20 protein-coding genes are annotated in these 20,227 nt (G+C 69.9%); 7 read left to right on the forward strand and 13 right to left on the reverse strand.

The window, feature by feature from the left end; genetic code table 11:
• Positions 1-91 precede the first annotated feature (91 nt).
• Entirely contained in the window at positions 92-1,423 is a 1,332-nt protein-coding gene (locus tag ACIBG8_RS41400; protein WP_397348693.1) for a sigma factor-like helix-turn-helix DNA-binding protein, read from the forward strand.
• Here the strand turns inward: ACIBG8_RS41400 and ACIBG8_RS41405 are convergent.
• The 12 genes from ACIBG8_RS41405 to ACIBG8_RS41460 form a co-directional block, all read right to left on the reverse strand.
• Positions 1,362-2,651, reverse strand: a complete 1,290-nt coding sequence (locus ACIBG8_RS41405; protein ID WP_397348694.1) for an RNA polymerase sigma factor — start codon at positions 2,649-2,651, stop codon at positions 1,362-1,364. The genes ACIBG8_RS41400 and ACIBG8_RS41405 overlap by 62 nt on opposite strands.
• Before the next feature lie 5 nt (positions 2,652-2,656).
• On the reverse strand, positions 2,657-3,007 hold the full coding sequence (locus ACIBG8_RS41410; protein WP_397348695.1) for a YciI family protein: 351 nt from the start codon (positions 3,005-3,007) through the stop codon (positions 2,657-2,659).
• Positions 3,008-3,089: 82 nt separating this feature from the next.
• Positions 3,090-4,007: a hypothetical protein gene (locus tag ACIBG8_RS41415; protein WP_397348696.1), complete on the reverse strand. Its 918-nt coding sequence runs from the start codon at positions 4,005-4,007 to the stop codon at positions 3,090-3,092.
• Positions 3,992-5,038 carry a hypothetical protein gene (locus ACIBG8_RS41420; RefSeq protein WP_397348697.1) on the reverse strand — a complete coding sequence of 349 codons (1,047 nt, stop codon included), beginning with the start codon at positions 5,036-5,038 and terminating at the stop codon, positions 3,992-3,994. Before ACIBG8_RS41420 ends, ACIBG8_RS41415 begins: the two co-directional genes overlap by 16 nt.
• Positions 5,038-5,937 (reverse strand): hypothetical protein, encoded by a 900-nt coding sequence (locus tag ACIBG8_RS41425; RefSeq protein WP_397348698.1) that lies wholly within the window; start codon positions 5,935-5,937, stop codon positions 5,038-5,040. The genes ACIBG8_RS41420 and ACIBG8_RS41425 overlap by 1 nt, the downstream gene beginning before the upstream one ends.
• Positions 5,938-5,948: 11 nt before the next feature.
• Entirely contained in the window at positions 5,949-7,268 is a 1,320-nt protein-coding gene (locus tag ACIBG8_RS41430) for a hypothetical protein (RefSeq protein ID WP_397348699.1), read from the reverse strand.
• 180 nt (positions 7,269-7,448) lie between these two features.
• The gene (locus ACIBG8_RS41435; RefSeq protein WP_397348700.1) at positions 7,449-8,603 is read right to left on the reverse strand and encodes a lipid-transfer protein; all 1,155 of its coding nucleotides are present in this window, start codon (positions 8,601-8,603) and stop codon (positions 7,449-7,451) included.
• 37 nt (positions 8,604-8,640) lie between these two features.
• Positions 8,641-9,030 (reverse strand): MaoC/PaaZ C-terminal domain-containing protein, encoded by a 390-nt coding sequence (locus ACIBG8_RS41440; protein ID WP_397348880.1) that lies wholly within the window; start codon positions 9,028-9,030, stop codon positions 8,641-8,643.
• A complete protein-coding gene (locus ACIBG8_RS41445; protein WP_397348701.1) occupies positions 9,030-9,908 on the reverse strand; it encodes a bifunctional MaoC family dehydratase N-terminal/OB-fold nucleic acid binding domain-containing protein in 879 nt (292 codons plus the stop codon). The genes ACIBG8_RS41440 and ACIBG8_RS41445 overlap by 1 nt, the downstream gene beginning before the upstream one ends.
• Positions 9,905-11,059 (reverse strand): acyl-CoA dehydrogenase family protein, encoded by a 1,155-nt coding sequence (locus tag ACIBG8_RS41450; protein ID WP_397348702.1) that lies wholly within the window; start codon positions 11,057-11,059, stop codon positions 9,905-9,907. Before ACIBG8_RS41450 ends, ACIBG8_RS41445 begins: the two co-directional genes overlap by 4 nt.
• Complete coding sequence (locus ACIBG8_RS41455; RefSeq protein ID WP_397348703.1) at positions 11,053-11,943, reverse strand: acyl-CoA dehydrogenase family protein; 891 nt, start codon at positions 11,941-11,943, stop codon at positions 11,053-11,055. Before ACIBG8_RS41455 ends, ACIBG8_RS41450 begins: the two co-directional genes overlap by 7 nt.
• The gene (locus tag ACIBG8_RS41460; protein WP_397348704.1) at positions 11,943-13,526 is read right to left on the reverse strand and encodes an AMP-binding protein; all 1,584 of its coding nucleotides are present in this window, start codon (positions 13,524-13,526) and stop codon (positions 11,943-11,945) included. The genes ACIBG8_RS41455 and ACIBG8_RS41460 overlap by 1 nt, the downstream gene beginning before the upstream one ends.
• A 259-nt stretch (positions 13,527-13,785) precedes the next feature.
• On the opposite strand from ACIBG8_RS41460, the gene ACIBG8_RS41465 reads away from it, so the two are divergent.
• A complete protein-coding gene (locus ACIBG8_RS41465; protein ID WP_397348881.1) occupies positions 13,786-14,370 on the forward strand; it encodes a TetR family transcriptional regulator in 585 nt (194 codons plus the stop codon).
• Here ACIBG8_RS41465 and ACIBG8_RS41470 read toward each other — a convergent pair.
• Positions 14,359-15,312, reverse strand: coding sequence for a GlxA family transcriptional regulator (locus tag ACIBG8_RS41470; RefSeq protein WP_397348705.1), 954 nt, complete (start codon positions 15,310-15,312; stop codon positions 14,359-14,361). The two genes, ACIBG8_RS41465 and ACIBG8_RS41470, sit on opposite strands and share 12 nt — an antisense overlap.
• Before the next feature lie 77 nt (positions 15,313-15,389).
• Between ACIBG8_RS41470 and ACIBG8_RS41475 the strand changes: the two genes are divergently transcribed.
• From ACIBG8_RS41475 to ACIBG8_RS41495, 5 genes are all read left to right on the forward strand, one after another.
• On the forward strand, positions 15,390-16,331 hold the full coding sequence (locus tag ACIBG8_RS41475; RefSeq protein WP_397348882.1) for an NADP-dependent oxidoreductase: 942 nt from the start codon (positions 15,390-15,392) through the stop codon (positions 16,329-16,331).
• Between the two features lie 114 nt (positions 16,332-16,445).
• Positions 16,446-17,564, forward strand: coding sequence for a steroid 3-ketoacyl-CoA thiolase (locus ACIBG8_RS41480; protein ID WP_397348883.1), 1,119 nt, complete (start codon positions 16,446-16,448; stop codon positions 17,562-17,564).
• Positions 17,561-18,556 (forward strand): MBL fold metallo-hydrolase, encoded by a 996-nt coding sequence (locus tag ACIBG8_RS41485; RefSeq protein ID WP_397348706.1) that lies wholly within the window; start codon positions 17,561-17,563, stop codon positions 18,554-18,556. Before ACIBG8_RS41480 ends, ACIBG8_RS41485 begins: the two co-directional genes overlap by 4 nt.
• 25 nt (positions 18,557-18,581) lie before the next feature.
• A complete protein-coding gene (locus ACIBG8_RS41490; RefSeq protein WP_397348707.1) occupies positions 18,582-19,256 on the forward strand; it encodes a FadR/GntR family transcriptional regulator in 675 nt (224 codons plus the stop codon).
• 17 nt (positions 19,257-19,273) lie between these two features.
• Entirely contained in the window at positions 19,274-20,212 is a 939-nt protein-coding gene (locus ACIBG8_RS41495) for a DNA polymerase ligase N-terminal domain-containing protein (protein ID WP_397348708.1), read from the forward strand.
• The last annotated feature ends 15 nt before the right edge of the window (positions 20,213-20,227 follow it).

Genomic DNA, 20,227 nt, shown 5'->3' on the forward strand with positions numbered 1-20,227 from the left:
CGGTTTCTATCAAATGGGCATCCAATAGTGCGCCCGGCATGGGTAGGTTGGCATGATTACAACCCCAGCTTTTCTTTCAGAGGAATCGGCCGTGACCCCTCCGCTCACGGACCAGCCCTCGCGCAGCGCACTCGTCGCAGAGCTCTACGACAGGCACGCAGCCGGGCTGTTCGCGTACTGCGCCGACCAGATCGGTGACCTCGGCTCGGCTGCCGACGCCCTGGCAGCCGTCCTGGCCGGAGTTCCGGCTACCCCGCCCCCGCGCGCCGCGCTCTACGCGCTGGCCCGCCGCGAGATCCACCGGCGCGACGTCAGCTTCGCCCCGCCCGTCGTCGACCCGCTCGTCGACCCGGCCACCGCGCTGGTCGAACGCACCCTGCGCGAGCTGCGCCCGCACCAGCGCGAGGTCGTGCTGCTGTGCGAAGCGTGCGGGCTGACGCATGCCGAGCTGGCATGGGTGCTGGACGTGGCGCAGGACACGGCGGAGGAGCTGGCGATCAGCGCCAGGCACCGCTTCAAGCAGACGCTCAACACGGCGCTGGCCTCGACGAGCGCGCGGCTGTCCAAGCAGGTGGCCGAGGTGTACGGCGCGCTGAGCGTGGCGCCGCTGCGCGACATCCTGGGGCGGCTGCCCTGGCCCGCGCCGCCCTCGTCGCTGACGCAGCAGTTCTCCGTTCCTCGTACGGCTTACGCCGGGTCGTTGTTCCTCAGGCCGCTGTGGCCGCTGCCGCCGTCCTGGCCGCTGCCGCTGGCCGAGACCGACCCGGCGACCAGCACCGGGCTGTTCCCCGCCGAGTTGCTGACGCCGCCCTCGCCGTCGCGCGTGTCGCACCATGAGGCGACGACCGCGCCGATGCCCAAGATCACCTCGTTCTCGTCACCGCCGGTGGCCCGGCCGGTCCCGCTGTCGGCCCCCGTTCCCCAGGACTACATCCTCCCGGTGTCCGGCCCGCCGGAGCCCGGCGACGTGCTCGTCCACAAGGCGCCCGACCCCACGCCCGTCGCCTTCGAGAACCTGCTGGCGACGACGGGCGGCGAGCCGGGCAGCCTGTTCCGCCCCCGAGCCAGGACGCCCCAGCCCGAGCCGCCCGCCTACCACCTCCCGCTGCCCGCCGAGGAGCCCGCGACGGCCATCGAGATGCCCGCCGCGTTCCTTGAGCCGCCCGCCGCTGCGCCTACCGCTGCGGTCGAGGTCGAGGCGACCCCGTCCACCGACCTCTTCCGGCCCGCAGAGCCCGTGCCCGCCGAGCCCGAGCCCGGTGCGGACGACGAGGCGGAGGACTGGATGCCCGCACGCGAGCACAGCAGGATCAACCTCACCGACCGCCACCACGACTGGGCCTGGGAACTGGCAGGTTTCCTCATCTGCCTGGCCATCGCCATGATCGTCTTCTTCTCCGTACCGATGATGATCGCCCCATAGCGGCGAGCCGCCCGCTCAGGTGCCGCCGCTCCACGTCGTTGCGCGAAGCGGCCACCGCCTCCCTCATGAGCGTCCGAGCCCGATCCAGGCGCCCGAGCTCGACGTTGAGCTCAGCGCCGAGCACCAGCGCCCGGTGGTCGCCGGGAGCCGCCACCACGCCGTCGAGCGCCGCGAGCCCGGCGGCCGGGCCGTACGCGAGCGCGACGGCAGCCGCCCTGTTGACCAGCACGGCCGCCGACGGCGTCACCTCGGCCAGCCGGTCGTAGAGGGCGACGATCGCACCGGCGTCCGGCGACGGGTGCACCTGCAGGGCGGCGATCGACGCCTGCAGCACCCAGGGGCCGCCAGGCCCGCGCCGCACCGCCTCGGTGGCCAGGCTCAGGCCGCGCTCGATGTCGGCCCAGCGCCACCTGCTCCTGTCCTGGTCGGCGAGGAGCACCAGCGTGCCGCCCGCCGTACGGGCATCGCGCCTGGCGTCGGTGATCAGCAGCAGCGCGGACAGCCCCAGCACCTCTGGCTCGTCCGGCAGGAGCCGCCTCAGCAGGGCGGCCAGCCGCAGGGCCTCGTCGCACAACGCCGGCCGGACGAGCTCCGGTCCCTGGGTGGCGGTGTGGCCCTCGGTGAACAGCAGGCCCACGACCGCCAGCACCGACCCCAGCCGGTCAGGCCACGCCGAGCGGGGCGGGATCTCCAGCGCGATGCCCGCGTCACGGATCTTGCGCTTGGCCCTGACCAGGCGCTGGGCGACGGTCGGCTCGGTGGTCTGGAGCAGTCTGGCCGTTTCCGCCGCGTTCAGCCCGCACAGCAGCCGGAGCGCGAGCGGCACCTGCGCCGAGACGGCCAGCGCCGGGTGGCAGCAGGTGAACACCAACCTGAGCAGGTCTTCCGCCGCCTCGTCCGACCAGCTCACAGCGGCGAACGGGTCGTCGTCCACCTCCACGGGAGGTTCGTCGCGCAGCTCGTGGGCCAGGGCAGCGAGCTTGGCCACGCTCGTCCTGTCGCGGCGCACCCGGTCGAGCACCTTGCGCTGGGCGGCGGTCTGCAGCCACGCGCCGGGCCGCTGGGGAACACCGTCCCTCGGCCACGACTCCAGCGCGGCGGCCACGGCCTCGGCCGCGGCGTCCTCCGCCCGGTCGAGGTCGCCCGTCCACCTCGCCAGCCCGGCCACCAGCGTGGGCCACTCGGCGCGGTAAAGGCGCTCGACGGCGTCCTCGACCGGGTCGCCCACCGCCCTCAGCCCCTTTCGAGAACCGGACGCACCTCGACGGAGCCGTAGTCGGCCGCGGGGCAGTCGGCGGCGTACTTGAGCACGGTGTCGAGGTCGGGCGCCTCGACGATCCAGAACCCGCCGAACCGCTCGGCCACGTCGGCGAACGGCCCGTCGGTGAGCAGCGTACGGCCGTCGCGGTTGCGGACGGTCGTGGCGGTGTCGGGCATCGCGAGCTGCTCGACGGCGAGAAGGACACCGGACTCGGTCAGCGCCCGGGTGAAGTCCACGAACCTGGCCATGGCCGCTTCGAACGCCTCGGCCGGCATGGCCTCCATGGCGGTGATCTCCACGTTGGACATCAGGATGTAGCGCACGGTGGTGCTCCCCTCCGGTCACGGGCGACTGCGCCGCCCCTCACCTTGCCGACGCGCGAGGGAGCGCTGTTTCGACACCTGGCTAGCGGTCGTCCTCTTCCTTCTTCTCGGGCCTCGCCTGCGGTTCGCGCGGCTCGAACAGCGAGCGGGCCATCCGCTTGATGCGCACCCCGAGCGAGGGTTCCTCCGGGGGCGACGGCTCCTCCTCCGATGGGAGACGGCCCACCAGACTCCACGGATCGGGCCTGTTGCGCGGGCCCGTCTGGTCGTTGTCGCGGGGGATCATCGGGCGCGGATGGGCGGGGCGCGACTGCCGCGGAACGGAGGCGGCGGGCTCCACGGGCATGGGGTGGGACACGTCCGCCGCCGAGAACAGCAGCCCGGGGGCGGGCTCCGCGTCGCGCAGGTTGCGCCACCCGGTGATCACCGTGACGGGCTCCCTGCTCGATCTGCCGAGGTCCCAGGCCAGGGCGCGCTGCTCCTCGGGAAAGGCGTAACACCCGTCGCCGGGGCGCTGCCGTACATGGTCGAAGGGTTGTTCGTCGGCCGTGCTCCATGGCGGGTCACCGGGCGGGGCCTCGTGGACGTTCTGCAGGCGGCTGGGGTGCTCGTCCCAGTCGAGGCCGACCCAGTGGTCGTAGACGGGGGCAGCCCATCCGGCGAAGTTGCCGCTCAGCGCCTCGATCGACGGGCTGGGCGCGTCGGCCGGGCCGGCCCAGCCGACGAAGCAGTAGAGCTGGCGCTGGCCGTCCGAGTTCATCGTCTCGCTCAGCGCCGACGCGGCGCAGGCCACCCCGACCAGGCGGAAGCGGCCGTCATGGGCGAGCAGGAACCGGGGGCCGTCGACGAGGCCGCGCCCGCCCCTGATGACGGCGGACACCCTGGACTGCGACCACTCCTGGTCGATCATGGAGGGGGCCACCCGCCACCAGCGGTCGACCCTGTGCGTACGGCCGTACACGATCGGCATCCACTGGACTGGCATCAGTCTCCCATCCATCGCCCGTCAATATACATCGACGTGTCCAGCAGCTCTCCTTGCAGAATGTCCGCCCGGACCTGGCATTCCTGGGCCAGTCCCGTCATCGAGGAGAAGATCCCGCCCAGCTCGCTGAGCTCGCCGTTGAGCTCGCGCAGGCGCTTCCTGCCGAGCACCCTGCTCATGGCGCGGGAGTTGATCGACTCGTACTGGCCGGCGCGCTCGGCGCCCTGCCGTTTGGCCAGCTCGGCCTGGTAGGCGAAGACCCTGCTCGCGTGCCGGTAATAGGAGAACAACGAGAAGAGCATCGGCTTGTGAAGCCCGGCGGGGTTGAGGCTGTTGGGGTCGACCCTGGAGTCGCTGGGACGGCCGATGGCGCCGATGGTGGCGATGCAGACGGCGGTGTCCCAGTCCTCCCTGAAGTACTGGGTGAACAGCTCGTCCCTGATCCAGGCGGTCAGCTGCCTGCGCCTGGCCAGGCCGTCGCCGGCCAGCAGCGGACGCAGCAGGTCGCCCTTGGTGACCAGGATGACGATCGAGGGCGGGATGAGCTGCTGCTCGCGCCGCTTGTCGGCGATGTCGGAGATCATCCTGGAGTAGCGGCCGACGACGTCGCGCAGGCGGATGGAGGCGTTGCCCTGACCGCCGAGGTGGTCGGCCAGGAGCGCGCCGTCGAGGGTGACGTAGACGCTGTCCGACTCCACCAGCCTGGCCAGCACGGCGTCGGTGTCGCCCTTGCCTGAGCGGTCGCGGATGGCGCCGCCGCGGTAGTCGATCCAGTCGAGGGTCAGCAGCGGGTCCATGCCGTACCTGAAGGTGAAGGGGTAGACGCGCAGCTCACCCTCGTTCGTCGGGGCGGGGAGCAGGCCGTCCTCGATCATGGCGCTCCACGCGTCCGACAGGTCGAGGTCGGTGTCGTGGTCGTCGGCGTGCAGGAAGAACCGCTGCAGGCCTGCGGAAAGGTGGGCGTACATGCCGATCAGGTAGGTCGTCTTGCCGCTGCCCGTGCCGCCGAGCATGGTCACCTGGATCTGCGGAATTCCCTCTGCCATCAGCCCAACCCTCCACCGAAGACTTCCAGATCGCCGAGCATGTCCCCGAGCAGCTGCGCGGGGCCGAGCACCGTCTGCAGCGCCTGGTACTCCTGATAGGCCTTCATGTAGGCCATCGACGCCAGGTCCCTGTTGGCCACCTGGCCGGTGAAACGGCTCTTGACCCGGTTGCGCCAGGTGTCACCCGCCGCGAACGAGTCGCCCACCGCGTTGCTCTGCTCGACGAGCGCCGACAGGTAATAGGCCTGTGACTCCAGCCCGAAGTAGAGGCAGAAGAGCACGGGCGCGATCACGTTCTGCGGGTACGGCCCGCAGGCCACCTCGATCCAGGTCCCGATGACCGCGGGGTTGCCGTCGACCGCCTGGATGAAGGAGTCGAAGGCCTCCAACCCGGTGTCCTGCACGTTCGGGTTCACCAGGTCGGCCTTGGTCAGCACGATGACGAGCGGCGTGAGCCGGTCGCGGCCGGTCAGCGCTCTGAAGAGCACCGTGGTCAGGCCGCGGATCTTCTGCCTGGCGATGTGGCTGCGCTGCAGGTCGAGCAGGTCCATGAACAGCACGATCGCGTCGGCCGTCCGCAGGTCGGCCAGCAGCCGCTGGGTGTCCTGGGTGGTGCTGCGGTCCAGCAGAGCGCCGCCCCGGTAGTCGCGCCAGAGGAACTCGAACAGCGCGCTCGATCCGTGCCTGAAGGTCAGCGGGTACTCCGCGTGCTGGTCCGACGGGGCGGGGTAGAGCCCCCTGCCGATGCGGTCGGCGTTGGACATCAGCTGGTAGTGGTGGGCATCCGACCTGGCACGGACCCTGAAGCCCGCGATGCCCTCGGTGGACATCACCTTGTACATGGCGGACATGTAGGTGGTCTTGCCGGCGTTCGGATGGCCGAGCATGACGATGTTCATCGCACTCCGTGTCAGTCGTCGTCCAGGGGGTTCCTGGAGGCGTCCTTGCTCCACAACCCGCGTCCCGTCAGAGGCGGGACCGGTACGGCGCGCGGCACGTGGACGGGCAACGTCGGCGCCTTGGCTTCAGGTGCGGCCTGGGGCTCGCCCTGGTCGGTGAGCAGCTCCTCTTCCAGCAGCTCGATGCCGGTCCTGCGGAACTGGTCGTTCTCGGGGAAGAGCTCGAAGACCTCGCGGAGCTTGGCCCGGTGGTGGTCCTGGGTTTCCGGTTTGCGCAGCACGTCCGGCATCAGCCGCAGGGCCGTACGCTGCGCCGGGGTCTGGACGCCCGCCAGCAGCCGCAGCGCCGCGTTGAGGTCCTCGATCGCCCCGTCCTTGTCCCCCCGCCTGGCCTTGCGCTTGGCGCAGTGCAGCAGGTGGAAGGCGGGATCGGCGACCAGGTCCAGCTCGATGCCCAGGTCGGCCTTCCAGTCCTCGCCGAAGATCCCCGCAGCCTCCACGGCCTCGTCGAACTGCTCGTGGTAGGCCACGCGCCGCTGCAGGTAGTAGGCGTCGAGGGCGGCGACCACGCAGACGGTGATCAGGCGGCTGGCCAGGGTGTGGTTGAGCTCGAGCAGGTCGGCCTCGTCGGCGGGCAGCTGCCTGGCCTGGTCGAACAGCCCGACGGTCTCCTCCGTCCACGCCGACATGCCGGGGAAGGTCAGCCGGTGCACCCCCTGGAGCTGCTGCACGCCGTCGCCGGTGATGTGGCAGCCGCCCAGCTGAATGTCGAGCACCTTGTGGTCGACGGTGAACTGGACGATGAGCGTGGGGATTCCGTGCAGGTCGATCTCGTACAGGTCGGAGTGGACCCAGTGGAACTTGCGGTCCACCTTGCGCAGGATGGCCAGGCTGCGGTTCTGGTAGGTCATGAGGTTGCCGTAGACGCGCCCGCGCAGGCCCGACCAGGTCGGGCTGGAGGGGTCCTCGTTGTCCGGCGGGCAGAGCAGGACGGTGAGGATATCGGGATTGTTCTTGCGGCTCAGCATCAGCGCCTTGCGCAACTGCCCGGGGCCGTCGGCAATGGGATATTGGTCGCGCTGATGTTGCTCGAGTGCTTTCAGCCGCTCGGCAGCCGCCATCTCGCGCTGGAAGTCCTGTTTCTGCCTTTCCAGTTCCAGCGCGTTCGCCTGGCTGGTGGCCAGCTTTTCCCGCTCGAAGTCGAACGTTTCCTGGCGCACCTTGGTGTTGGCGGCCAGCTTCGCCTTCTCCCCGGCGTAATTGGAGACCACGCCGATGGTCGCGTCGATCATCTTTCCGAGCAAGAGCGCGCCGGACAGCGGATCCACCATGACCGGCCCTCCCCAGATCCCCCAGCGGACGTAGAGGAAGAATGAGGCTTGGTCGCCTTTGTTAGCAATAGGCCGAATTGATTTTTCCGGCTAATTACGTGTTTGTCCGTAGTGGCAAGATCCTGACACGCCGGTTACCGAGCTGGGGCTTCTTGGCTTTTGGCAGAAACAGGCCATCTGCTAAACGGCGGAGAGGATGAGGCCGCTGGTGGGAACGCCGGTTCCTGCGGTCACCAGAACGTTGGCGACGTCGGCGACCTGGTTGACGGACTCGCCGCGGATCTGGCGCACCGCCTCGGCTATGCCGTTCATGCCGTGGATGTACGCCTCACCCAGCTGCCCCCCATGTGGGTTCAGCGGCAGCCGTCCGCCCAGCTCGATGGCGCCGTCCCTGATGAAGTCCGCCGCCTCCCCCCGCCCGCAGAAACCCAGCTCCTCCAGCTGGCTCAGCACGAACGGGGTGAAGTGGTCGTACAGGATCGCGGTCTGGATGTCGTCCGGCGTCAGCCCCGACTTCTCCCAGAGCTGACGCCCCACGACGGAGATCTCCGGCAGCCCGCTCATGTCGTCGCGGTAGTAACTGGTCATCATCGCCTGACCCGCCCCCGACCCCTGCGCGGCGGCGGAGATGACCGCGGGCCGCTGCCGCAGGTCCCTGGCGCGCGCGGCGGAGGTGACCACCAGGGCCACGCCCCCGTCGGACTCCTGGCAGCAGTCCAGCAGGTGCAGCGGCTCCACGATCCACTTCGACGCCTGATGCTCCTCCAGCGTGATCGGCCGCTCGTAGAACCAGGCGGCCGGGTTCGTCGACGCGTGCCGCCGCATGGCCACCGCGACCCGCCCGAAGTCCTCGGACGTCGCCCCGTAGACGTGCATGTACCTGCGCGCGAACATCGCCACCCACGCCGCAGGGGTCATCAGCCCGTACGGCACGTGCCAGCTCATCTCCAGCCCCTGCGAGGAGGGCTCACCCCCGAGCCGCGCGTCCGGCTGCCCGAAACGCCGCCCCGACCGCTCGTTGAACGCCCGGTAACACACCACCACGGAAGCGGCCCCGGTCGCGACGGCCATCGCGGCGTGCGCGACGGTCCCGCAGGCCGCGCCGCCCCCGTAGTGCACGCGGGAGAAGAACGACAGGTCGCCGATGCCCACCTCCCGGGCGACCGAGATCTCCTGGTTGGTGTCCTGGGTGAAGGTGACCATCCCGTCGACGTCGGACGGCGCGAGCCCCGCGTCGTCGAGCGCGGCGAGCACCGCTTCGGACGCCAGCTGAAGCTCCGAGCGCCCGGACTCCTTGCTGAACTCGGTCGCGCCAATGCCAACAATGGCCGTCATTGAGTAACTCCTCGCCAGAAGCAGCAGAACAGGCGGGTCAGAGGGAGAAGACGATGGTCGCGGTCGCGTGGTCGCCGAGGCTGACCTTGCCGCGGACCTCAACGGTGTGCTCGCCGTCCGCGAAGGAGACGACCGTGCCGTTGAACGTCAGCCGGTCCCCCGCGTAGGCGGGCACGCCGAGCTTGACGTTCATCCGTCTGATCACGGCCTCAGGCCCGGCCCAGTCGGTGACGTAGCGCTCGACGAGCCCCATCGTGGTGAGGATGTTGAGGAAGATGTCCTTCGACCCCTGCGCGCGGGCGAGCTCGACGTCGTGGTGTACCGGCGTGAAGTCCATCGTGGCCAGCGCGGACGAGATGATCATCGTCGGGGTGAGGTCGATGGACAGTTCGGGGAGCACGGAACCGATGTCGGTCAGCGTTCGCATCACGTCACGTCTCCCCGTGGTGCCCACATAGGAAGGATCAGTTCATCGTCCATCGCCCTGTATGTCACACGCAACGACATACCGATACCCACCGCGTCCACCGGGCAGTCCACTATGTTGCCCACAATCCTCACTCCTTCCGGCAGTTCCACCACTGCCACCACAAACGGCGTCTCGCGCCCCGGAACGGGTGGATTGTGGTGGACCACGTAGCTGTAGACCTCGCCGAACCCGCTCGCCACGACGTGGTCGCGGTCCGTGGAGTGGCAGGCCAGGCACATCGGGCCCGGCGGGTGCCGCAGCGCGCCGCAGGAGGCGCAGCGCTGGATGCGCAGCTCGCCTTCGCGCACGCCGTCCCAGAAGAAGGCGGTGTCCCTGTTGATCGCGGGCTTCAGCGGGTACGGCTGGCGCGGTTCCTTCTTCGCCGGCGGGCGAAATTTCAGGACCCGGAACAGCATCTCGACCACCGGCTCGTCCCCGGCGTACCAGGTGACGTTCCAGGTCGCGAAATATCCCTCCCCCAGCGCCGTCCGCTTGGGACCGGCCAGCGAGCTGAAGCGGGTCGAGGGCGTCAGCACCTCGCCCACCCGCACGTCCCGGTGGTAGGTGTGCTCGCAGTTGGTGGCGACGACGCCGGTGTAGCCGTCAGCGTCCAGGGCGCGCAGCACCTCGTCCACAGGCGAGGCGCCCCGGTGGCCCATCGTCCACACCTGAGCCATGGCGGGCGGGGCGACGCCCTCCTTGAGGTAGCGGGGGTTCTCGTCGCCCATGGCGGCCAGCCAGTGCCTGATCATGGGCACGTTGACCGGGTCGGCGGCCGGAGCGCCGCGCATCTCCCCGAGCGCGATCTGCTTCTCCGCGATCTCGTGCAGGGTCATCGCGGCGGCCTCGGCAGGCTCAGCCCCAGCATGGCGATCAGCTCGCGCTGCACCTCGTTGACGCCGCCGCCGAACGTCAGCACGATCGCGCCCTTGACGCCGTGGTCCATCCGGTCCATGAGCTCGGCGGTCTCGGGGTCGGCCGGGTCACCGTACCTGGACAGGATGTCGACGACGATCCTGCCGACCTCCTGCATGCGCTCCGAACCGTAGATCTTGGTGGCTGACGCGTCGGGCGCGCCGAGCCAGCCGAGGTCCATGTTGGCGGCGACCTGCCAGTTGAGCAGCTCGTTGGTCCTGAAGTAGCTCCAGACGCGGGCCACGGCCCGCCGCACGTCCGGCTCGTCCATCAGGCCCTTGTCGCGCGCCCACGCCGAGAACCTGTCGTAGGTCTGGCCCAGGTTCCCTGCCGGGCCGAGGGTGACGCGTTCGTGGTTGAGCTGGTTGACGATGAGGTCCCAGCCCTTGTCCACCTCGCCGACCACCATGTCGACCGGCACCCGGACGTCCTGGTAGTAGGTGGAGTTGGTGTGGTGGCGGCCGTCCATGGTGACGATCGGCGTCCAGGAGAAGCCAGGGTCGTCGCACGAGGCGATCATCATCGTGATGCCCTTGTGCTTCTTGGCCTCGGGGTTGGTGCGCGCGGCGAGCCAGATGTACTGCGAGTAGTGCGCACCCGAGGTGAAGATCTTCTGCCCGTTGACGACGTAGTGGTCGCCGTCGAGCACGGCTGTGGTGCGCAGCGAGGCCAGGTCGGTGCCCGCCTCCGGCTCGCTGTAGCCGATCGCGAAGTGGCACTCCCCGGCCAGGATGCGCGGCAGGAAGAACTCCTTCTGGGCCTGCGTGCCGTACTCCATGAGAGTCGGTCCGACCGTCTGGACGGTGATGATGGGGTACGGCACGCCGGCGCGGGCGATCTCGTTGGCGAAGATCTGCTGCTCCAGCGGCCCGAATCCGCCGCCGCCGTACTCCTTCGGCCAGCCGAGCCCGAGCTTGCCGTCCCTGCCGAGCCTGCGGCAGTGGTCCATGTACGCCGTGCCGAACGGGTCCTCGGCGATCTTCCTGCGGTCCTCCGCGCTTAGGCAGTTCTGGAAATACTCCCTGAGCTCGTCGCGCAGCCGCTTCTGGTCCGGGGTGAGGTCGATCAGCATGTGGCTCCGATCAGGTCGAGCTGGGCGTCGGCGCCGCCGGTCACCTGGGCGAGGTGCTTGGCCTGCGCGAAGTAGCGGTGGAGCGGGTAGGTCACGTCGAGCCCGAGGCCGCCGTGCAGGTGCTGGCAGATGTAGAGGGCGCGGAACGCCTCGGAGACGTGAAAACCGGCCAGGGCGAGGTCGCGCGGGTCGAGGCTCCAGGCGCCCGACCACATGGCGACGTCGAGGGCGCGCCCGGCGATGTAGACGTCGGCGATCTGCATGGTCACGGCCTGGAACTCGGCCAGCGCGCGGCCGAACTGCCTGCGCGTCCTGATGTACTCGGTGGTCAGCTTGAGCGCCCCGGCCAGGACGCCGCTGGCCTGGGCGGCGACGGCGGCCGCGCAGATGGTGCGCAGCGCGTCGGCCGAGCCGGCGATCCGCTCGGCCGGGGTGGCGTCGAACACGAGGGTGGCCGCCGGCTCGCCGGTCGAGGTGAACTCGGCGATCTCCGTCACGGGCTCGGTGACCAGGTAGAGCCCGTCGTCGGCCGCGACCACGTACGTCTCCGCCGGGGTCACCGTACGCATCCGTCCGGTCAGGCCGCTATGGGCCCGAACCTTTCCTCGCACGGCCACGCCCACCCGGCCGTCCACGGCCCTGCCGTGCTCGGCCAGCGCGAGCGTGCCCGCCAGGTGCGCCAGCAGCGGCACGTTCGCCGCGGCCGCGCCCACCTCGCGCAGGACGACGGCCATCTCCACCGCGCCGGACTCCCCCGGCTGGCAGAGGTCCACCAGCCCGGCCTGCTGGAGCGCCGGCCACAGCCGCTCCTCTTCCTCCTTGGCCAGCACCTCGGCGGCCAGCTTGCGTAGCTCCTGTTGCGTCTCGTCCAGGTTGAAATCCATCAACTCTCCAATAGATGGTGCCTGCCGTGCTCGCTGAACTGCTCCTCGATGCGTGCGAAGTCGTCGGCGGTCAGCGGCCGGTAGCCGCCGTCCCGCACCCACACGGGGTCGGTGGTGTGCCACGCTTCCTTGGCCAGGAGGCGCTTGATGACCTTGTGGGAGGGCGTCTGCGGCAGCTCCCCCGAGATCCGGATATATCGCGGTACGGCTTTCGCCCCCAGATCCGTACGGACCGCCACGAACGCCGCGAACCCCTCGGGATCGAAGGGACCTTGCAGGACCAGCGCCGCCATCACCTGGTCACCGGCCGCCGCGTCGGGCACCGGGTAGACGGCCGCCTCGACCACCCCGGGGAACTCGCGCAGCGCTGACTCGATCGGCGCCACCGCGAGGTTCTCCCCGTCGACCCGGAGCCGCTCGGTGCCCCTGCCGGCGAAGAAGACGTATCCGTCCGCGTCCGCGTAGGCCAGGTCGCCCGACCAGAACGCGCCGTCCCTGACCCGCTCGTCGTCGGCGGCCCGGTTGGCGTAGTAGCCCTCGAACAGGCCGAGGTCCTTGACGTTGACGAGCTCGCCGATGGCCTCGTCGGGGTTGAGCAGGCGGCCCTGCTCGATGATCGCGGGGGCCTGACGCAGGCCGGTGGCCGGGTCGCGGATCTCGATGCCGTCGGGCAGCCGTCCCAGGCATCCCGCCGGCCCCGACGGGTCCGGGGTGATCGCGATCGCGGTCTCCGTCGAGCCGAACGCGTCGATCACGTAGCAGCCGAACCGCTCGCCGAACCGCTTGGTGGCCGTCGGGCCGCCCTCGTTGCCGAAGGCGATCTTCAGCGGGTTGTCGGCGTCGTCCGGCTGCCTTTCCGTGGCCAGGACGTAGGACAGGGCCTTGCCGACGTAGTTCAGGTACGTGACGCCGTAGCGCCTGATGTCGGGTAACAGCCCGGAGGCGGAGAACTTGCGTCTGAGCACCAGCCCGGCGCCCGACGCGACCGCCGGGGCGTACGCGGCCATGATCGCGGCGGAGTGGAAGAGCGGCATCGCGCAGTAGACGACGTCGGCGGGGGTGAGCAGCGCGCCCAGGCTGGTGCCTGGCACGGCGATCTTCCGCTGGGTGACCCGTACGGCACGCGGCCGTCCCGAGGTGCCCGAGGTGAAGATCAGCATCACGAGCTCGCCTGGATCCTGTTCCTGCTGCTCGGCGGAGCCCACCTCGCCGTAGGCGGGCACCCCGCAGCCTGCGGCGACCCGCTCGGCGACCTCCGCGTGCGGCTCGCCGTACACGATCGCGTCGACGTCGGTCGCGCGGGCGTCGGCCACCAGGTCGTCGGCGCCGCGGGTCGGGTTGAGCGCGACGATCACGTGGCCGGACAGCGCGGCGGCGCCGATGAGGAAGGTGATCTCGGGCACATTGTCCATGATCACGCCCACGTGCAGGGGCCTGCCCCGCAGCGAGGAGAGCCAGGCGGCGCGGCCGCGGCACTCCTCGACGTAGGCGCGCCAGCTCCACACCCGATCCTCGAAGTGCAGGCCAGGACGGTCGTCCTCGGCCCGCGCCGCGAGCAGGGCGGCGAGCGTATCCCCGGTCATCGCGCCTCCAGCAAGCGCTCGGTCAGCCGATCCGCAAACTAGAACAGATTCTAATATCTGTCTAGTGCGCCGCCTAAGCGACAAATCTGGATATGTCCTCGTAACCCGCAAGACATGCATCTATGCGGTTCCTTTGTGACTCGTGAGTAACAAGCCGAGTTATGCATTAATCAGATAACGTGTTCTTATGCGCACCCCGCATGCGACGATCGCAGCGCCCCCTCACGGCCCCTCCACCCCCGCCGACCGCGAGGAGACCATGGAGAGTCCAGCTCCAGGCGCCCGTTCGCGCAGCCAGACCCAGCGCCGCAAGCGCATCGTCCAGGCCGCCGCCGCCCTCGCCTCGCGCGGCGGCGTCGAAGCCATGCAGATGCGTACGGTCGCCGAACGCGCGGGCGTCGCCCTAGGAACGCTCTACCGCTACTTCCCGTCCAAGATGGACCTCGTCGTGGCCGTCGTGGGCGAGGAGATCGACCTGCTCGAGAGCAGCATCGAGCGGCGCCCGCCGCACGCGACCAACGCGTCGGGCCGCGGCGTCGACGTGCTGATGCGCGCCACCCGCGGGCTCATGCGCGAGCCCGAGCTGGCCGACGCGCTCATCCGGTCGCTGATCATGGCCGAGGTCGACACGCCCTTCGGCGACCGCATGGCCGGGCTGCTGCTGCGGGTCGCGGGCAACGGGCTGAGCCCGGCCGACGCCAACGAGGAACAGCTCGCGCTGGCCGGATCGCTGTCCAGCATCTGGGTGCACGAGCTGCTCGAGATGCTCCGCGGCAGGCGCACCTACGAGCAGATCCAGCGGCGCATCGAGATCGCCGCCGACCGGCTGCTGTCAGACTTCTGAGACGCGGAACGTGCGGCGGTAGGCCTGCGGCGACACTCCGCAGGCCGTGTGCAGGTGCTGCCTGAGCGAGGCGCCCGTACCGAACCCGGCGCGCTCGGCCACCTGGTCGACGGTCAGGTCCGTGCTCTCCAGCAGGTGCCTGGCCAGCTCCACCCGCTGCACGGTCAGCCACTGGCCGGGGCTCAGCCCGACCTCCTCGCGGAACCGCCTGGTGAAGGTGCGCCTGCTCATCCGCGCGTGCCCGGCCAGGTCGTCGAGCTGCAGCGGCTCGCTCAGCTTCGCCAGCGCCCACGCCCTGGTGGCCGCCGTGCCCTCGGCGTCGCAGGGCGGGATCGAGCGTTCGATGTACTGCGCCTGGCCGCCGTCGCGCCACGGCGGCACCACGCAGCGCCTGGCCACGTAGTTGGCCACCTCGCTGCCGTGGTCGCTCCTGACGATGTGCAGGCACAGGTCCACGCCCGCCGCGGCGCCGGCCGAGGTGAGGACGTCGCCGTCGTCGACGAACAGCACCTCGGGCGCCAGCCGTACCTTCGGGAAGTGTTCGCGGAAGCTGTCGGCGTCGCGCCAGTGGGTGGTGGCGGCGCGGCCGTCCAGGAGCCCGGCGGCGGCCAGGAGGTAGCTCGCGACGCAGATCGACACCACGCGGGTGCCCGGCCGTACGCGGGCCAGGGCGTCCAGGATCGCGGGCGGCACCAGCTCGGGCGCGGTGATCTCGATGTGCGAGTGGGCGGCGGGGATGACCAGCGTGTCGGCCGTCTCGATGATGCTCGCGTCGTGCTCGACGGCGATGGAGAAGTCCGCCGCCGTCTGGACGGGGCGGCCGTCGAGCGTGCAGGTGAGGACCTCGTAGAGGGGGCGCGGCGTCGCGCGGAAGATGCGCGAGGCGAGGCTGAGCTCGAAGGGGATGACGCCGTCCAGGGCAAGGACCACCACACGATGCATGGCCCAATCCTTACACATCATGGCCAGCGGGCCGCTAGCTCGGTTTTGTCCGGTGGCGACATCCTTGGCTCATGAAGATGACTGCGGTGAGCCAGGACGCGCTGGGCGGGCCAGAGGTGCTCAAGCTGGTGGAGGTGGAGCGGCCTGAGCCTGGGCCGACCGAGGTCCTCGTCCGCGTGCACGCGGCCGGGGTCAACCCGACCGACTGGAAGCACCGCGCGAGCGGCGGTTTCCTGGGCGCTCCGCCGTTCGTCCTGGGGTGGGACGTGTCGGGGGTGGTGGAGGCCGTGGGCATCGGCGCCGCGCTGCACAAGCCGGGCGACGAGGTGTACGGCATGCTGCGCTACCCGTTCGGGCACGGCGCCTTCGCCGAGTACGTGACCGCGCCCGCCAGGACCTTCGTACGCAAGCCCAGAGGCCTCGACCACGTGCAGGCGGCGGCCCTGCCGTTGGCCGCGCTGACCGCGTGGCAGGCCTTGGTGGACACGGCGGGCCTGCGCAGCGGCCAGCGCGTCCTCATCCACGCGGCGGCGGGCGGCGTCGGCCACCTGGCCGTCCAGATCGCCAAAGCCAGGGGCGCCTACGTCATCGGTACGGCCAGCGAGGCCAAGCACGCCTTGCTCCGCACCCTGGGCGCCGACGAACTGATCGACTACCGCACCACCGATTTCACCGAGGTGGTGCGCGACGTGGACGTGGTGCTCGACACCATGGGCGGCGACCACGGCGAACGCTCCCTGACCACGATGCGCCCAGGCGGAGTGATCGTCTCCATCGTGTTGTCCGTGTTGGACGCGGGCCTGGTGGACAAGGCGGCGGCGAGGGGCATGCGCGCCGAAGACATCCTGGTCGAACCCGACCACAGCGCCCTGAAGGCCATCACCGCCCTGGTGGAGGCAGGCAAACTCCACGCGGAACTCGACACCGTCCTCCCGCTGGCCGAAGCCGCCAAGGCCCACGAACGCGGCCAGTCCAACCGCGTCACCGGCAAAATCGTCCTGGAAGTAGCGGGCCGCTAGACCGCCCGTCCGCGAACGCCCGGAAGGAGTTCTGGCGTCACGGGGAGAACGGTACTGGTGTGTGAAAGTAGAACGCGTTACAGTCTCGACCAGAGCATCGTTCTGGAGGTGGCTGTGGGCGCGCCGGTGATCGTCGAGGCTGTCAGGACTCCTATCGGGAAGCGCGGCGGGTGGCTCGCGCATCTCAAACCGCAGCAAGTGCTGGCCGCCGCGCTCAACGGGCTGGTCGAGCGGTCCGGGGTGGATCCTGCGGCCGTGGAGCAGGTGTTCGCGGGGTGTGTGACGCAGGCGGGTGAGCAAGGGGGGCATGTCGGGCGTTATGCGTGGCTTTATGCGGGCCTGCCGTACCAAGCCGGGGTGACCACGATCGACGCGCAGTGCGGGTCGTCGCAGCAGGCGGTGCATCTGGTCGCGGCGCTCATCCAGGCGGGTGTGATCGAGGTCGGGGTCGCCTGTGGGGTTGAGGTGATGAGTCGGGCGCCGCTGGGGAGCAATGTGATCCCCGCCAAGCCGCGGCCCGATGACTGGAGCATCGACATGCCCGACCAGTTCACCGCCGCGGAGCGGATCGCCCAGCGGCGCGGGCTCACCAGGGAGCGGCTCGACTGGTTCGGCGCCAGGTCCCAGCAGCTCGCGGCCAAGGCGTGGGCGGACGGCAGGTTCGACCGCGAGATCGTCCCCGTCGGTGACGTCACCAGGGACCAGGGGTTACGCGAGACCACCGCCGAGGGGCTGGCCAAGCTCAAGCCGGTGCTCGGCGAGAACGGGTTCCACACCGCGGGCACCTCGTCGCAGATCTCGGACGGCGCAGCCGCCGTCCTCCTGATGTCGGAGGAAGCCGCACAACGGCACGGCTTACGGCCCCGCGCCAGGATCGTGGCCCAGGCGCTCGTCGGCGCGGAGCCGTACTACCACCTCGACGGCCCGGTGGACGCGACGGCCAAGGTCCTCAGGACCTCCGGGCTGGCCATGAGCGACATCGACAGGTTCGAGGTGAACGAGGCGTTCGCCGCCGTGGTCCTGTCCTGGGCCCAGGTGCACGAGCCGGACTTCGACCGCGTCAACGTCAGCGGCGGCGCGATCGCGCTGGGCCACCCGGTCGGCGCGACGGGCTCGCGGCTCATCACGACGGCCCTGCACGAGCTGGAGCGCTCTGACTCCACCAGAGCCCTGGTCACCATGTGCGCGGGCGGCGCGCTGGCCACCGCGACCATCCTCGAACGCCCAGCGTGAGGCCCGCTTACCGCGACCAGCACGTCACCGACGTCGGCGGAGGCGTGTGGAGCATCCCGGTGCCCATCCCGGGCAACCCGCTGGGATACACGCTCGTCTACGCCCTCGAATCCCCCAAGGGCCCCGTCCTGGTCGACGCCGGGTGGAACCACCCGGACGCCTGGGAGGCGTTGACCGGCGGGCTCGACAGCATCGGCATGGCCGCGAACACCGTCAGAGGCGTCGTCGTCACGCACTTCCACCCCGACCACGCGGGCCTCGCCGGGCAGGTCAGGGAGACGTCCGGGGCGTGGGTGGCGATGCACGAGGCGGACGCCCGGCTGGTCAGGATGATCCACGGCTTCGCCGACACGCAGGGCTTCCAGCGCGACATGCTGCGCCGCGCCGGGGCCGCGAACGACGACATCGTCGTCGAGAACACCGTGAAGCCTCCCGCTCTCCCCGACCGCGAGCTGCACGACGGCGACCTGGTCGACCTGCCCGGCAGGAAGCTGCGCGCGATCTGGACGCCGGGCCACACCCCCGGACACATCTGCCTGCGCCTGGACGACCGCCTCTTCACCGGCGACCACGTCCTGCCCGGGATCACGCCACATATCGGGATTTATCCGTACGACCGGGACGACGTCGATCCGCTCGGCGACTTCCTCGATTCTCTCGACCGGATCCAGGAACTGGGCCCGCTCGACGCCCTACCCGCCCATGAGTGGATATTTCCGGATGTGGGGGCGCGCGCCGCCGCGATCAGGCAGCATCACGAGCATAAGCTCGTACGGCTCGCCGTCCTGTTGCGCGAGCAGCAGGACCCCCTGACCATCTGGGAGATCGCCGCGATGATGACCTGGAACCGCCCTTGGGATGATCTGTCCCCGATGCTCCGAGGTATGGCAGCCGGAGAAGCAGCGGCCCATTTGCGCACTCTCGAGGTACGCGGCGCGATTGGCAGGGTCGCGGGGATCGATCCCGTGCGCTTCCAGGCCCTAGACTCCTAGACATCCGATGTCTAGGGAGAAAAGCGTGGCGGTAACAGACGCAGCCATCGACAAGATCAAACAGATGATCCTCTCCGGCGAGCTCACGCCGGGCGACAGGCTGCCCAAGGAGGCTGACCTGGCCGAACGGCTGGGCCTGTCTCGCAACTCGCTGCGCGAAGCCGTACGCGCGCTGGCCCTGATCAACGTCCTCGACGTACGGCAGGGCGACGGCACCTACGTCACCAGCCTCGAGCCCAGGCTGCTGCTCGACACCCTGTCGTTCGTGCTCGACCTGCACCGCGACGACACGGTGATCCAGTTCTTCGAGGTGCGCCGCATCCTGGAGCCCGCCGCGACGGCCATGGCCTGCGAGCTGATGACCGACGCCGAGATCGAGGAGCTGCGCGTGGTGCTCGAGTCGCTCCCCGCCGAGCCCACGATCGAGGAGCTGGTCGCCAACGACCTGCAGTTCCACCAGCGCATCGCGCAGGGCTCGGGCAACAACGTGCTGTGCTCGTTCATCGAGTCGCTGTCCGGCCCGACCACCAGGGCGCGGATCTGGCGCGGCCTGACCCAGGAGAACGCGCTGGAGAAGACGATCGAGCAGCACACCGCCATCTACGAGGCGATCTCCGCGCGCCAGCCCGAGGTGGCGCGAAGCTGGGCGACCGTCCACATAGCGGGAGTGGAGGCCTGGTTGAGAAAGGCGCTCGACTGAGCGGGTAGAACCCGGGTGTGGCCGACAAACTCAAGAAATATCGCAGCAAACGAGACCCGGCACGCACCCCCGAGCCCTTCGACGGCTCCCCCACGGGCAAAGACGTCTTCGTGATCCAGGAGCACCACGCCAGGTCCCTCCACTGGGACCTGCGCCTGGAGCGCGACGGCGTCCTCGCCTCCTGGGCGATCCCGAAGGGCCTGCCGGAGGACCCCGCCACCAACCACCTCGCCGTGCACACCGAGGACCACCCGATGGAGTACGCCACCTTCTCGGGCGAGATCCCGCGCGGCGAGTACGGCGGCGGCACGATGACCATCTGGGACCACGGCACCTACGAGACGGAGAAGTGGTCGGACCGCGAGGTCAAGGTGGTCCTGCACGGCGAGCGCGCCCAGGGCCGCTTCGTGCTCTTCCGGACGCACGGCAAGAACTGGATGATCCACCGCATGGACCCGCCGGCCCGCGACCCCCTCCCCACCGTGGACCCGGTCGTTCCGGTCAAAGGCTGGCCGAAGGACGTGGCTGAGTACGCGTTCGAGTTCGCCTGGGGCGGCAGCCGTACCAGGGTCGTCATCGAGGGCGGCAGGACCGAGCTGTCCCTTCTGCGCCCGCTGGCCGAGCGGTTCGGCAGCCGTACGGCGGTGCTGGACGGCGAGCTCGTCACCCTGGCGGGCGTCGAGATCTACCTCGCCTACGACCTGCTCTACGACGACGGCCACTCCCTGGTCGCGCAGCCGTACACGCTCCGCCGAACGAAGCTCGAGGCGCTGGACATAGCGGGCGCGCGCTGGCAGACCGCCCCGTCCTGGCCGGGAGAAGCCGAGCCCGTATCGTCGCAGGCTCCTCAGCTTCGCATACGGCGGGCCGCCCGAGAACAAGGTCTCCCCGGCGTCGTCGCCAAACCCCTCGACTCCCCCTACGAGCAGGGACGATGGCTCCTTAAGGAGACCTGAAGGGCACCGTAAGCC

The sequence above is a fragment of the Nonomuraea sp. NPDC050556 genome, assembly GCF_044457355.1.
Taxonomy (GTDB): Bacteria; Actinomycetota; Actinomycetes; order Streptosporangiales; family Streptosporangiaceae; genus Nonomuraea.